At 68.8% G+C, this 12,927-nt stretch carries 15 protein-coding genes; 3 read left to right on the top strand and 12 right to left on the bottom strand.

What is annotated here, in order from left to right:
* Nucleotides 1–7: 7 nt before the first annotated feature.
* Nucleotides 8–1,294 (top strand): DUF3500 domain-containing protein, encoded by a 1,287-nt coding sequence (locus WME95_RS29990; protein ID WP_437902766.1) that lies wholly within the window; start codon nucleotides 8–10, stop codon nucleotides 1,292–1,294.
* A gap of 14 nt (nucleotides 1,295–1,308) precedes the next feature.
* Here the strand turns inward: WME95_RS29990 and WME95_RS29985 are convergent, their stop codons facing one another.
* Nucleotides 1,309–2,358, bottom strand: coding sequence for an iron-containing alcohol dehydrogenase family protein (locus tag WME95_RS29985; RefSeq protein WP_437902765.1), 1,050 nt, complete (start codon nucleotides 2,356–2,358; stop codon nucleotides 1,309–1,311).
* Nucleotides 2,359–2,477: 119 nt separating this feature from the next.
* On the opposite strand from WME95_RS29985, the gene WME95_RS29980 reads away from it, so the two are divergent.
* Complete coding sequence (locus tag WME95_RS29980; protein ID WP_437902764.1) at nucleotides 2,478–3,602, top strand: ATP-grasp domain-containing protein; 1,125 nt, start codon at nucleotides 2,478–2,480, stop codon at nucleotides 3,600–3,602.
* Nucleotides 3,603–3,770: 168 nt separating this feature from the next.
* On the opposite strand, the gene msrB is transcribed toward WME95_RS29980, so the two are convergent.
* Together msrB and WME95_RS29970 are read right to left on the bottom strand one after the other, a co-directional pair.
* Nucleotides 3,771–4,169 (bottom strand): peptide-methionine (R)-S-oxide reductase MsrB, encoded by a 399-nt coding sequence (gene msrB, locus WME95_RS29975; RefSeq protein ID WP_012238023.1) that lies wholly within the window; start codon nucleotides 4,167–4,169, stop codon nucleotides 3,771–3,773.
* A gap of 105 nt (nucleotides 4,170–4,274) precedes the next feature.
* On the bottom strand, nucleotides 4,275–4,922 hold the full coding sequence (locus tag WME95_RS29970; RefSeq protein WP_437902763.1) for an ATP-grasp domain-containing protein: 648 nt from the start codon (nucleotides 4,920–4,922) through the stop codon (nucleotides 4,275–4,277).
* A 987-nt stretch (nucleotides 4,923–5,909) separates the two neighbouring features.
* On the opposite strand from WME95_RS29970, the gene WME95_RS29965 reads away from it, so the two are divergent.
* The gene (locus WME95_RS29965; protein WP_437902762.1) at nucleotides 5,910–6,137 is read left to right on the top strand and encodes a hypothetical protein; all 228 of its coding nucleotides are present in this window, start codon (nucleotides 5,910–5,912) and stop codon (nucleotides 6,135–6,137) included.
* Nucleotides 6,138–6,187: 50 nt separating this feature from the next.
* On the opposite strand, the gene WME95_RS29960 is transcribed toward WME95_RS29965, so the two are convergent.
* The 9 genes from WME95_RS29960 to WME95_RS29920 all read right to left on the bottom strand — a co-directional run bounded on the left by WME95_RS29960 (nucleotide 6,188) and on the right by WME95_RS29920 (nucleotide 12,913).
* Complete coding sequence (locus WME95_RS29960) at nucleotides 6,188–6,649, bottom strand: hypothetical protein (protein WP_437902761.1); 462 nt, start codon at nucleotides 6,647–6,649, stop codon at nucleotides 6,188–6,190.
* 361 nt (nucleotides 6,650–7,010) lie between these two features.
* Nucleotides 7,011–7,415, bottom strand: coding sequence for a 1-deoxy-D-xylulose-5-phosphate synthase (locus WME95_RS29955; RefSeq protein WP_437902760.1), 405 nt, complete (start codon nucleotides 7,413–7,415; stop codon nucleotides 7,011–7,013).
* A 177-nt stretch (nucleotides 7,416–7,592) separates the two neighbouring features.
* Nucleotides 7,593–8,000, bottom strand: coding sequence for a VOC family protein (locus tag WME95_RS29950; RefSeq protein WP_437902759.1), 408 nt, complete (start codon nucleotides 7,998–8,000; stop codon nucleotides 7,593–7,595).
* A 168-nt stretch (nucleotides 8,001–8,168) separates the two neighbouring features.
* Nucleotides 8,169–8,585: a DUF6210 family protein gene (locus WME95_RS29945; RefSeq protein WP_437902758.1), complete on the bottom strand. Its 417-nt coding sequence runs from the start codon at nucleotides 8,583–8,585 to the stop codon at nucleotides 8,169–8,171.
* Nucleotides 8,586–8,879: 294 nt separating this feature from the next.
* Nucleotides 8,880–9,452 carry a hypothetical protein gene (locus WME95_RS29940; RefSeq protein ID WP_437902757.1) on the bottom strand — a complete coding sequence of 191 codons (573 nt, stop codon included), beginning with the start codon at nucleotides 9,450–9,452 and terminating at the stop codon, nucleotides 8,880–8,882.
* Between the two features lie 113 nt (nucleotides 9,453–9,565).
* Nucleotides 9,566–9,940, bottom strand: a complete 375-nt coding sequence (locus WME95_RS29935; protein ID WP_437902756.1) for a hypothetical protein — start codon at nucleotides 9,938–9,940, stop codon at nucleotides 9,566–9,568.
* 249 nt (nucleotides 9,941–10,189) lie between these two features.
* A complete protein-coding gene (locus tag WME95_RS29930; protein WP_437902755.1) occupies nucleotides 10,190–11,620 on the bottom strand; it encodes an SPFH domain-containing protein in 1,431 nt (476 codons plus the stop codon).
* Between the two features lie 184 nt (nucleotides 11,621–11,804).
* Entirely contained in the window at nucleotides 11,805–12,644 is an 840-nt protein-coding gene (locus WME95_RS29925) for an SDR family NAD(P)-dependent oxidoreductase (protein WP_437902754.1), read from the bottom strand.
* Nucleotides 12,645–12,754: 110 nt separating this feature from the next.
* On the bottom strand, nucleotides 12,755–12,913 hold the full coding sequence (locus WME95_RS29920) for a hypothetical protein (RefSeq protein ID WP_437902753.1): 159 nt from the start codon (nucleotides 12,911–12,913) through the stop codon (nucleotides 12,755–12,757).
* Nucleotides 12,914–12,927 lie beyond the last annotated feature (14 nt).

Below are 12,927 nucleotides of genomic sequence, written 5' to 3'. Positions count from 1 at the left end.
GGCAGACGTGAGCGCCACACCTCGATCAGCGGGACATCGCCTCGCCAGCCCCGGTGACGGCACGATCGCGCGGGCCGGCGCGGCCCCGCGCGCGCTCCAGCCGCGCCGCGCCCGCCCTTCCGGGCCCCGCTCGTGGATCGCGATCCTGCTCGCGCTCGTGACGACGACCTCGTGCAACAGCATGCGAACCCAGGAAGGCCCGGCCGGCGAGCCCGCCGCCGCGCCGGGCAGCCCGCCCGCGCCGGCACAGCAGGCCGCCGGGCAGGGCGCCCTGCCCGCCCCGCCCGAGCCTCCGGCGCCCGCGGGGCCTCCGGGCGCCGCGCCTCCGCCCGGCGGCGCTGCGGGACGCGCCACGGCCGAGGCGATCGCGGCCTCCGCGCGCGCCTTCCTGGACGGCCTCGACGGCGAGGCGCGCGGCCGGGCGCTGCTCGCGTTCCAGAGCGGCGAGCGCGAGGACTGGCATTACATCCCGCGCCGCCGCGCCGGCCTCGCGATCGGCGACATGGACGGCGGCGAGCGCAGCGCGGCGCACGCGCTGCTCCGGGCCGGCCTTGGCCCGGAGGGCTACCGCAAGCTCGAGGGCGTCCTGCTGCTCGAGGGCATCCTCGGGGGCATCGAGGGCAACCCGGCGTTCCGCGACCCGGGCCGTTACCACCTCGCCCTCTTCGGCCAGCCCGGGCCCCAGGCCCCGTGGGGCTTTCGCTTCGAGGGACACCACGTCTCGCTCAACTTCACCGCTGCAGGAGGCGGCGTGGCCACCACCCCGGCGTTCCTGGGCGCCAACCCGGCCGAGGTGCCCTCGGGTCCGCGGAAGGGCCTGCGCGTGCTCGCGCTCGAGGAGGATCTCGGCCGCGCGTTCCTGGCCTCCCTCACCCCCGCGCAGCGTCAGCGCGCCGTGATCGCCCCCGCGGCGCCGCCCGATCTCGTGACCGAGGCCTCCCGTCGGGCCGCGCTGGCGAGCTTCGACGGCCTGCCCGCCGCCGAGATGACCCCGGCCCAGCGCGCGGCGCTGCTGCGCCTCCTGGAGGTCTATGCCCGCAACTTCCCCGCCGACGTCGCCGACGGGCACCTCGGCCGCATCGCGCGCGCCGGCGTGGAGCGCCTGCACTTCGCCTGGGCGGGCGGCGCCGCGCCGAAGCAGTCGCATTACTACCGGATCCACGGCCCCACCCACCTCATCGAGTACGACAACCGCGGCGGCGATCACATCCACACCGTGTTCCGCGACCTCCAGGACGACTTCGGCGACAGCCTGCTGGCGCGGCACCTCCGGGAGGGCCACGGCGCGGACTGAGCGCGGCTGGCGGGTCAGGCGAAGCACCCCTTCAGGCGCGGATCGGTCCGGAGGATCGCCTCGACCTCGGATACGCAGTCGCGGGAGGAGAGGACCGTGTGGTAGCCGGGCTTGATCTCCGGCGCGACGCGGACCGCCTCGATCCACTCGTCGAGCGAGAACGGGTCTGCCCGGATCGCTTCCCAGAAGCCCGTCGCGTCGAGGACGGCGGCGATGAGGTCCGTGTCCCGCCCCTGCAGCTGGCTGACCACGTAGGCGGCCGTGCCGACCTGCAGGCCGTGGAGCCGCGGCCGGCTGGAGGTCTGGTCGAGCGCGTGCGAGATGAGGTGCTCGCTGCCGCTCGCCGGCCGGGACGACCCGGCGATCTCCATGGCGATGCCGTTCAGCATGAGCGCCGTCGCGAGCAGGCGCATGCCCTCGAGGTCGCGCCGGGGGCGCGCCATGAACTGGAACACGGTCGCGTCCGAGAGCAGGGCGGCGAAGTCGTTGACCGGCTCGCCGCGCGCGTGGAACGCGAGCTTCCAGTCGTGGACCGCGGTGACCTTGGCCGCGAGATCGCCCACGCCGGAGAGCCACAGGACCTCCGGCGCGTGCAGGCAGACCTCGGTGTCGACCACCACGCCGAACGGCACCGCGCACGGAAGCGAGCGGCGCCTGCCGCCCACCGTGAGGCTCGCCGAAGGGCTGCAGAAGCCGTCGTTCGAGAGCGAGGTGGGCACGGCGAGGAACGGCAGCCGGGCGAGGGACGCAAGGTATTTGGCCGTGTCGAGGGCGCGGCCGCCGCCGAGCCCGACGATCGCGTCGCAGCGCGTGGGGAGCGCGGGCAGGAGCGCCGAGGCCTCCTCGACGCTGGCCGAGGCGACCTCGCGCCGGGCCACGACTTCGATCGCCTGCGCGTCCAGGCCCTCGCGCATCGCCGCCTCGATGGCGGCCGGCGTCCCCGCGCTCGCGAGCAGCAGGACGTGGCGGCGCGCCGCCCGCGCGAGGTAGAGCCCGCTGCGCGGGAGCGCCCCGGGCTTGATGCGCACCAGCGTGGGGATGCCGATCTGGGTGGCTGCGGGCATGCGCGGTCTCCTAGGCCCGCCGCCGCGGCGCGGCTAGCCGCCGCGGGCTGCTCTGCTTCCGGCCGAGCCTGAGGGGCGCCGAGTCGTCCTGATCCAGTGAAAAGTGCGATGCTTGACCCGTGTCCCGCGTCGCTCTCCTCTCCGATCTCAACCGTGCCTTCGATGCCCAGGCCGACCCCCGCAACGTGGCCATGATCCGGCGTCGCCATGCGTTCTGGGCCCAGCTCGCCCGCCTCCATGGCTGGGACCTCGCGGTCTGCGACGTCACCCGGCTCGACGCGCCGCAGGGGGTCAGCGGCAGTGTGTCCTGGATCGATCTGCCGATGCTACCCCGCGCCGCATACCACTCCATCTTCGCTCGAGCGGTCGCTGCCGGCGCCGCGTGTGTGCTCGACCTCCCCGAGCATGTGGAGCGGGTCCTCGGGCTCGATCGATTCTACTCGGTCCTCACGAACGCCGGTGTCCCCACGCCACGCACCGCGCTACTGCCCGTGGACGCCGCCGTCGCTGCCGCGATCGACTCTCCCGCGGCCGTGCGCCGTCTGTTGACCGAGGCGATCTACGGCGCCCTCTTCGATGCGGAGATCGATCCCCACGCCGGGGTCTTCGTCCGCGGCTTCTACTCGTCGGCCAAGTCCGCCAACCCGGAGCTCTACTACGGCAGCAACCAGGCGGACATCGAGGCCACGGTCTTCGAGGTGGTCCGCCGCCTGCGTGTCGCTCTCGATGTCGGTGGCCTCGCCTTGCGCGAGCACCTCGACCTCGAGCGCATCGAGCTCGCCACCCTTCCCGGCGACCGCAACGCCATCCGGGTGCCCTTCGAAGTGCGGCTGACGGTGCTGGGTGGCCGTCTCCTCATGGCCAGCTACCACGGCCCCTTCGAGGTCCTCATCGACGACGCGCGCCGGCTCCTCGCCGATGAGCTCACCGCCAGGCGCGACGTGGTGCAGCGGGCGGTTCGCGACCTTGTCCCTGCGCTCCTCACGGCTGATCTCCCGGCGAACTACGTGGCTGATGTGGCTTTCGTTCGAGACGGCCAGCCAGTGGTCCTTGAGCTCAACCCACTCTATGCCGCGGGGTACAACGTGCCCTCGGCGCACGCCCTGCTCGTCGCTGCGCTCGGCGCCGACCTCGCCCACCGTGCCGGGTACGCAGCGTTGCCGTGGACCGAGATCCTCGACAGCGCTGCGATACTTGCCGGCGAACGTGTCGAGCAGAGCCTGGCGGTATGGCTGCTCGGGTAATCGGTTTGCCTGGCTGTCCAGCCGGCCGACCGGCGATGTAGCAGCTGGAGCGCCGCGTGGCCGAGGGCATCCCACTCCCCGGCGACACCCCAGGTGCTCCGAGCGGCGCTCGGCAGGACCCTGCCGGTCACGGCCCAGCTGTCGACGTGACGTTCGCCGTCTCGCGGGTCATTCGCTCTCGAACTCGAGGCAGGCGGAATTGATGCAGAAGCGCTCGCCCGTCGGCGCTGGCCCGTCGTCGAAGACGTGCCCCAGATGTCCATCACAGCGCGCGCATACGACCTCCACCCGATCGAGGCCATGCTTCCGGTCGGCTCGGCGCTCGATCCGCTTCTCGTCGAGGACAGCGCCGAAGCTGGGCCAGCCCGTCCCGGAGTCGAATTTCGTCTGCGACGAAAAGAGCTGGGTGCCGCAGCCGGCGCATCGATAGACGCCCGTGCCGTGGTGGTTCCAGTACTGCCCCGTGTACGGACGTTCGGTGTTGCCGTAGCGGAGCATTCGGTAGCGATGCGGCCCGAGCAGCAAGAGCCACTCGGGTTCGGTCTTCGAGATCTTCTTGTCTGCCATCGCTGGATCCCATCGTTGCGGTGCCAGTCTGACGACCTGGCGGTGCGCCGCGGGCGCGACGCGCCCTTCGGCATCAGCGCCTGATTGAGCAGAGGTCGGCATGATCTAGGTTGCCCGCTCCTGATGCTCGGAGACGGTTCGTACGAGGCGCTCCACGTCTGCCGAGTAAAAACGGCTTCCGTTGAAGCAGTTGCACTCGACAATCTTCCACGCGCCGTCGACCCGCGCCACGTCAAGAACGAACACACTCGCCGGCGCCCATCGCGAGGCCGCTCTCTCCGCGAAGTCCATCAGCTCGCGAGGGAGGTGTGAATCGTCGCTCGGCCGGTACATGCTACCTGTCACAACTTCACCGTCTACGACAAACAGCCGCCATTCTCCATCGATCTCACGCGGTTCGCCAAGGACGACCTCGGACGTGGGCTCCACCGGCCTCGCTGCGCCTCGTAGAGCTTGAAACAGAGTCACGCATTCCGAAAAGCGAAGAACTTGTCCAGTAAAGCGCTTCAGATCGTCGTTCGGCTTCAGAAAAACAAGCTCGTTCGGGGCACGTGGCTCGGCGAGGAGCCTCTCCCATGACATGACCTGCGCATCGGCGTTCAGCATCTGGTCGCCGTACGCAGCCACGTAGGATCGATGTTGAAAGCGCGCGGGGTCGAAGAAGACTCCGTGGCGCCATCTCGGGTGCTCGAAGGCGCGCAGGATCAATGTCGTTCGACCGTGAAGGACGACCGGGCCGTCGATACGCGGCATCTCAGGGAGCATCGCGGAACCAGCAATGACAGAGACTTCATCGAAGGGCCGCTGCTCCGTGGAACACGCACGACGCAGAGCGGCTGGGGATGTCGATCCAGGCTCGACGTTCGTCTGAACGATCCAGGTGGTTCGCATGGTTCGGATCTCCGCTCGCTGCGGGAGGTCTTGTTCCTTCTGTCCAACGGAAGGCATCCCGGACCGGCATCGTCGTGGTGCGATGCTACCACGTTCTACCGCACACGGCAGCCGATGAGCCAGTTCGAGGTGCCGTCTGTAGCGTTCGGCTTCGTCCGCCGGCTTCGTTCTGCGCCTGGCAACCACGCGTCGTGGCAGAGGCTCGTCGTGGTAGCGCCTGGGTGAGATGGTGTCGGCCGCGCGCGAGCTGCGAAGGAAGCTCTCTGGTGGGCCCCGTGTCGAGGATCTCCCCCTGACGTCCGGCCGATCGCGTTCGATCGGGAACCCGGCACGCCTCGAGGTGTCGTGCACGAGGTGGACGACGTGTTGCCCCCTCGGGTGAGCGGTCCCTATCGGAGCCCCTCGCCTGTTCCTCCAAGCGCTCCGCCTGCACCCCGAGTCGCCGGGCTCTGCCTCAAACCAGGCGCGTGTGCGCTCGCCGTCGTTGTTTCGGCGCTCGTCCATGGAGCAGTCCTCGCAACCTCCGCCGTGGCTGCTCCTGGAACGTCGACGCCGGCACATCCGGAGCCGCCGCAGAACTTCATGCGGGGCGACGTGGCGTTCTTCGTGCGCGCTGCCCCTTTCTGCGGCATCCGTTCGTGCTTGACGTCGGGGCCGCCGTCGTCGGAGGTAGCGGCGTGTTACAGCCGCCAGGAGCTCTGCGAAGCCGGCTACGAGTTATCTCGTGCGGAGGCGTATGGATACTCCGCCGCGCGTGAGCGAAGCTGGCTCTCGGTTACCACAGGAGAGAACGCAGGTGGCGTGACGGATGTTTCGAGGGAGTCATACCACGCACTCATCCGTGGATGCATGATCCGGGAAAGTGGACACGGCGAGGTATTCCTCCGCATCGAGCGACGGCGCGACGGGACCGGCATCGCGCGGGCCGAGGCGCGGGACGGTCTGGTGGAACCGGACCTACTGTGCTGTCTACGCGAAGCCCAGAGCACGCTCGTGCGGGCGCCGCGCCCCGGCACGGCACGCGTGCTCATGGTCCGCTTTGGCGGTCAGGATGGGTTTGAAATGACATCCTTCTGACTGGCGCCGAGTCGAAACGGCGGTCGGCTCGCGCAGCCGCAACGGGCTTTCTAGCCGGCGGTCACGGTCGTCGCTCGCTTCTGGACTGCGGCGGCGCCCAGCGCGCGGACGAGCGCCTGTGCGATCTTCAAGCCGCCGGCGCCCGACGGCTCGATGGCGTTCGCGAAGTCCCCCGCCTCCGAGCAGACAAGGCGGAGGTCGACGACGTCGAGCGCGCGCGAGAAAGCTTGACGAAGGATGACGTCATTGAACGTCATCAAGGCGATGCGAGCTCGCTCGGCCTCACCGGGAGCGAGGTTGCCGTTGTAGATCGTGCAGACCGTGGTCGGTCGACCGAGCGCGACGACGGCCTCGAGCGCCCACGAGTACGATTGCTCGAACGCGTCCACGCGTTCGCGGAATATGTCCAGCGCCTCGGCCGTCGACCGGACGGGCAGTCCGAGAATCTCGGCGTTCGAGAGCGCGTCGTTTCCGCCGAGCGAGAGGAGGACGTGGGTCGTGTCCTTCGGCATTCGATCGAGCTGGGGTCCGATATCAGAGGTGGTCGTACCGTCGACCGCACAGGGTGACTCGCCAGGAGGGTAAGAGAGCGCGAAGGTGCGAAGCGACATCGGGCTCGCCGTTGGTATACGAACCATTGTCGAAGATTGAATCACCCAACAGAACGACAGACGACATGATTCTCTCCCGTGAAATGAGCCGCAGCGGCTGGGTCGGCGGTTGGTCGGGTCGCTTGAGCGCGGCAGCGCGAGCCCGCGCCGTCACGTCGGAGGACGAGGCGGAGCGGCGTTGACGGCCCCGGAGAGCGGGCCCCCAACGCGCAGAGGAGGCGCGCGGCAGCCACCACCCCGTCTTCATCCGCTGCGTCGGCGATCATGCGCTCGGCCGTGCTCGGGAGCGGGCGCGGCCCCGGACCCGCTCGTCGTTGCGGCGCGTGGTGCCGGCGGTCCGCGTCGAGGCGCCCGCGCGGTACTCAGTGAGCTCCACGAGGTCGGGCCGCTCGCGGATCCGCGTCCAGTACTCGACCCTGGCGTCCTCGTCGATGTGGACGACGCCGCCGTAGAGCTTGTCGGCGCCGTCCTTGCGCGGGCCGGAGACCCAGTACGCCTCCCGGGTCTCTGCGTCGACGCAGTTGTACTTGTATCCGCTCCCCGTCCTGGCCAGGTGGCGACCGCGGTAATGGTACGTCCGCCCCGATCGGGAGAGCTCGACCCAGCCGATGCGGCCGTCGCCGTCGAGCCCGCCGCGCTTGTTCTCCACGTACATGATCCGGCGCATCGCGACCCCTCTCGCCTGTTTCTATCACGACTCGAGCTCGAGCTCGTCCGCGAGCTCGTGCACCCGGTGCTCCGAGACCCGCGGCGGCCGGGCCGGCCACGGGCCGGGCGGAGCCTCGATCGGCCTCGGGGCCCCCGCCCAGCAGGTTGGCGATCGAGCCGACCGACGGCCGCACGGTCAACGTTCGTGCAGCACCGCCTCCAGCCGGTGGCCGTCGGGGTCGCGAACGAACGACGCGTAGTAGCCGGGATCGTAGTTCTCGCGAACGCCGGGGGGGCCTTCATCGACACCGCCCTTGCCGAGGGCCTCCGCATGGAAGCGATCGACCGCCTCGCGGCTCGGCGCCACGAAGGCGAGGTGGAAGCCTCGACCCGGTGCCTTCGCGTCAGGACCGGACGCGACGATGGCGAAGGGCGGCTCGGCCTCGTATCCCTCGGGCCCGTACGCCACGTGACGGGCGTTCTGCGAAAGCCTGACAAAACCGAGCGGCGCCAGACAGGCGTCGTAGAACTCCGCAGCACGCTCGAGGTTCTCGACACCAACCGAAACGTGATCGAACACGAAGACTCTGGCGTCCTTGGGCATGGGTACGAGGTACCTCTCGCGCTCGTCCGTGGCAAGCGACAAGGCGCGGGCGGACCTGTACGGACGCGCCGGAGAGAGCGGTACCGAGCGGACAGCCGAAGACTGCCGAGGACAAGAGTCGCCTGGCGCTCGCCGCCGAGCGGCTCGCGCCCGACGAGCGCGCGGCCCTCAATCGGAATTGGGCCAAGTAAGAATCCCAGGACGCGGGTACGGTCCGAACCCAGTGAAACAGCTCCAGTCCGATTCGCCTTCTATCACAGCGTGCACCCACGCTTCGTGCGAGTCCACGAGACGTGCCCGGTCGGTCACAATGCCAACAATGCGACACTCGCGCAGGATGCGGTCAACGACATCCGCGTCCTCCTGGTCAAGTCCGAGCATCGCGCCGCTGCCCATGTACTTCGGTCCTTCGAAGTGCGTCGCGAGGGCGCGCCACCCGTCTTCGGCGTCGAGCGGAACGAATACGCCCTCGATCTCGGGTTGCATGCAACTGTTCCCACAGGTCTGGTTCGAGTAGATGACCCCGCTCGGGCAGGGGATGAGCAGGCCGAGGCCTGCGTCGTATAGCCTGATGATCTTGTTCATCGCCCTCGCCTCCCGAACGCCTGCGGCGCTGCCGCGCCGTGCAGCGGCGTCGATCGCCGCCGCTTGTTGGGCACCTCGCGCGACGGTTCGCGAGCGAGCCGGCCTATCTGGGTCCGCGATTTTTGCCCACGAGCCAATGGGTGGTGGTCAAAATCGAACATGAAGGCGGGAAGGCGGGAAGGCGGGAAGAAAACCTCAATGATCTTCCCGCCTTCCCGCCTTCATGTGAACTCTCTCCGGGCAAAGTTGACCACTACCAACCAATGGCTCCAGACCGTGAGCCATGGCGCAGGTTCAAGGTGATAATTTGAAGGAGGACTCCACCAGCTCAAGACCGGGCTTCGCATGCGTCATGTCATCGTCATAGCATTGCTCCACCGCGATGAACGAACGTTTGTCATTCGCGTGAGAAAACACTCGCACTGAGCCCGCGCTCACGCCCAGGAGCTTCCCTTTCAGGAGCATCCCTTGTCCGGCGTATTTGCCCCACATGGTAAACGGTGTGCGTGCAGGCGCAGAGAGCAGCTTGGGGACGAACCCGTCGATCTGCGCCTGAACGTTGTCTGCGGGATCGGTCGGCACGTCAAGGACGAAGAGCATCGTCATGCACGAGCCGGGGCTCTCGACGTTCACGTGGTGATCGGGATCATTGTCCGGCGGGTCCGCCTCGACTCTCCAGTTTCCTGGGTATTTGAACGAGAAGCCGGGCCGCACATAGCTCTGGGCGTGCGCCAGATCGGCAGGCGCCTCGCTCGACGCGAGAGCTTCGAGGAACGCAGCGCCGGCCTTCGTCGCTCCGATTCCGGCGAAGAACCCCACCACGAGCCCGATGAACAGGAACAGGAAAGCGACGGCGGTCTTGCTCATTCCGGGTGCTGGTTGCGGCCGGCCGTGGGGTGTCATCCTTGGTAGATCCTGCTGTGTTTCAGGCTGGCAACTACAGTACAGCAACCTGATGCCGTACCTGTCCAACGACTTGTTCAGGCGCGCGCATTCTGCGCGTCAATCGACTGGGCGCCTCCTACGGGGCTGTTTCTGGTGCCGAACAATGCGAGCATCACGAGCACGAGCCCGACCAGCTCCACGAGGTGAGAAACGAGACCGGTCAGGGAGGCAATCCAGACCAGTCCTTGCGCTGCGCCACCACCCCGAAAGCTGGATATCTGCCAGAACATGTACACAGCATTGATGAGCCAGCCCATGACAAACAAGAAGAAGCCGCAGCCAGCAAGGAGAGCCGGCTTGCCTTGCGTTGGATAACGAGAGAACGCAAGAGCGATCGCTACGATGTAGGCGATGAGAAAGGGTGCGCGGAAAATCTGAGTCCCTAGAAACGTCAGCATCGTCTCACCCATGATTGTACGCAGCTCCTCTCGATATCCGCCGTTAAAGGTAGCGTAGCTGACGGTTGCCCCGCCTTGTCAAGGAGACCAACGCGTGATCGTGCGGGGGGCGAACGGGCCCTTGATGCAGCGCCCTCCAAGCCGACAAAGTGGCCCTGCAGCGGCCCGGCGGATGTGCGTCTCGCGCCGCGCCGCCGAGTGAAGCAACCTTGTCCGGCCCGCCTGGCTCCGCGCCAGAATCGCGCGACCACGGCGCCGGGCTCAACGCCGGCTGCTGTCCAGCCCGCTCTCCTCGGTCAGCTCCGCCTTCTGCGCGCGCGCCGGCGGCACCTCGAGCCCTGCCGCGCGCGCCAGCCCCATCACACCCTCCACGGCCGCCGCGATGTATCCGAACGGGTTCGCCCCATCGACGGCCGTGACGTGCACCTCTCCCATCCGCTGCTGGAACGCGGCGGCGAGCGCCGGCATCTGCTGCGCGACCGTCAACCGGATGACCTCCGGCGACACGGTGTTCTCGATCTCCCGCAGCGCCCGCGCGCGGTCGATCTCGATCTCCTGCGTGAGCCGCGTCTTTTTCGCCTCGATCTCGGCGATCGCGAGCTCGGCCTCGGCCACGAGGCGGCGCGCGCCCGCGATCGCCGCGCGCTGCCTGAGCAGGTCGATCTCCTGGGCGCTCGCGGCCATCTTCGCCGCGTGGCGCGCCGCCGCCGCCTCCGCCTCGAGCGTCGTCTTCTCGATCTCGGCCCTCAGCGTGAGCGCCGCGATCTGCTGCTCGTGGGCCAGCCGCGTCTCCTTCAGCCGCGTTTCGGAGGCGAGCTCCTCGAGCCGGGCCTTCTCGCTGGTCTCCTGGCGTCGCGTGCGCAGCTCGACCTCGGCGGAGAGCTTGGTCAGCTCGATCGCGCGCTGCGCCTCGGCCTCGCCCTGCCGGACCGCGCGCTCGGTGAGCAGCGACGCCTCCCTGGCTTTCCGCTCCTGCTCCTGGCGATAGTGCGCCTGCAGGTTGCCGAACACCGCCGGAGAGAGGATGCGGACGTCCTGGATCTCGATGGTATCGATGAGGACGCCCCACCCCTTGTCGGTGGCGTCCTCGGCGCTGCCCCGCCCGGACACGACGGGCACGATCTCTCGTATCAGCTCGCTGGCGAGCCCTTCCTTCCGCCGCGTCAAGCACTCCTCGACGGAGAGGTTCGCGACCAGCCGGCGCGCGGCGCCGGCAAACATGTCCACGAGGAGCGCCTCGAGCTTCTCCTGCGCGCGCTCGGGGAACGAGAAGTTCAGCATCCGGAACGCGATGAGCGGCTCCACGATGCGGTAGACGGCGAGCCCGGTGATCTCCACGCCGACCTTCTCGAGGGTGACCTGGTCGGCCGTGAACTGGAGCTTCTGGACCGTGGTCGGCACGATGGCGACGCTGTCGCCCGGGAGCTTGAAGCACGAGGCGCCCTGACCGGAGGTGGGCCGGAGGCTACCCCGCCGCATGTGAATCAGGTATTCGCTCGGCTTCGCGCTGACACGGCCCCATTTCTTGAGCTTCTCCGGATCTTCGGCCGGCTTGCCGGCGCGCCAGCCCTGATCGTACCGCCCGCGATTCGCCGCCCCGGTCCCGTGATCGTCCGCGTGGAGGACCGCCGCGGCGCCGCCCGGCACGCCGTTCTCGTGGATGATGACCCTGCGTTGCTCGATGTGCGTCATGACCTCTACCTCGCGAGAACGGCTTTCGCAGGAAGCGGGCCAGGCAGGAGACACGGCGAAGGAGGCGTTCCGGGGCCGCGCCGCGCGCCGCCGACCCGCGACAGGCGAGGCGCCGATCCGGAATGGAGCGCAGCGCCGATCCGGAATGGATCTCAGTGCCGGTCCAGGATGGATCGCAGTCGCCTCATAACCAGGAAATTATCCGTCGGTGCTGTACGAGCTCACCATGGACTACGCGCGTCGACTCGGCGGGTTGCGTGCAGATCCAGAGGACGTTCTTTGCGGCATCCGCTGGCGACTGCGCCGACGACATGTCGTCGAACCACGGGCGCGACGCGTCGGTGTCCACGAGCCCGGGGCAGAGCGCGGCGATGGTGAGCCCGCGCTGTGCGGCCTCGGCCTGCCGCTGGCGCGCATAGATCTTCATCGAGGCGACCTGCGCGACCTTGGACGGGATGTTGATCCACGCGGGCCAGTGGTGGGCCTCTGCTTCGCCGCGCTCGACCAGCTCGACGTACTCGTCCATGACGCGCTCGATGTCCTCGAGAGATCGCGTGGCGGGGTCGAAGCGGTGGTGCAGCCGCGAATCCAGCTTGCCGAGGGAGCCGAAGGCGCTCGCGACCACGAGCAACCGCGCGCCGTCGCGCAGCAGGGGCCCGAAGGCGCGGATCATCCGGTAGGCGCCGTGGTTGTTCGTGTCGATGAAGGTGCGGACCTGGACCGCCTGCGGCAGGTCCTTCACGATGCGCGCGGCCGCGTTCGAGAGCACGATGTCTATCCCGCCGTGGCGGCGCGCCACCGTCTCCGCCAGGGCCTGGACGCTGGCGTCGTCGGTCACGTCCAGCCGGGCCAGCGACGGCTGCAGGCCTTGCTCGCGCAGGCGCGCCACGGCCGCCTCGCCGCGCTCCGGATCCCGCGCCCCCAGGTACACGGTGCTGCCCGGCGGCAACTCCTGGCACAGACGGGCCACCATCGCGTAACCGAGGCCCTGGTTCGCGCCTGTAACGAGTGCGATTTTCGACATCGATCCCTCCTCACCCTGGCGCCACGAAGACGTGGTGTTCGAGACGTGCTACCCCAGCCTGGCTCGGGGCGCGGGCTTGCCACGCGCTCTCCCGGGATCAGGAAACGGCGTCAGTACTTGCGGGAAAAGGCACGCTCGACCCACGCCTCGATGTCCTCGTGGGAGCTCCCCGGGCCTGGCTCATCCGTGCCCGCGACGCGGCTGCGGATGTCGGCCATCGGCTTCGAGCAGTCGATGACGCGCGAGATGCGTCCCGCCTCGAGCTCCACCTCGAGGACGTGGG

The organism is Sorangium sp. So ce327 (assembly GCF_051530205.1).
Lineage (GTDB): Bacteria > Myxococcota_A > Polyangia > Polyangiales > Polyangiaceae > Sorangium > Sorangium cellulosum_B.
This window is presented reverse-complemented; position numbering and strand designations above follow the sequence as displayed.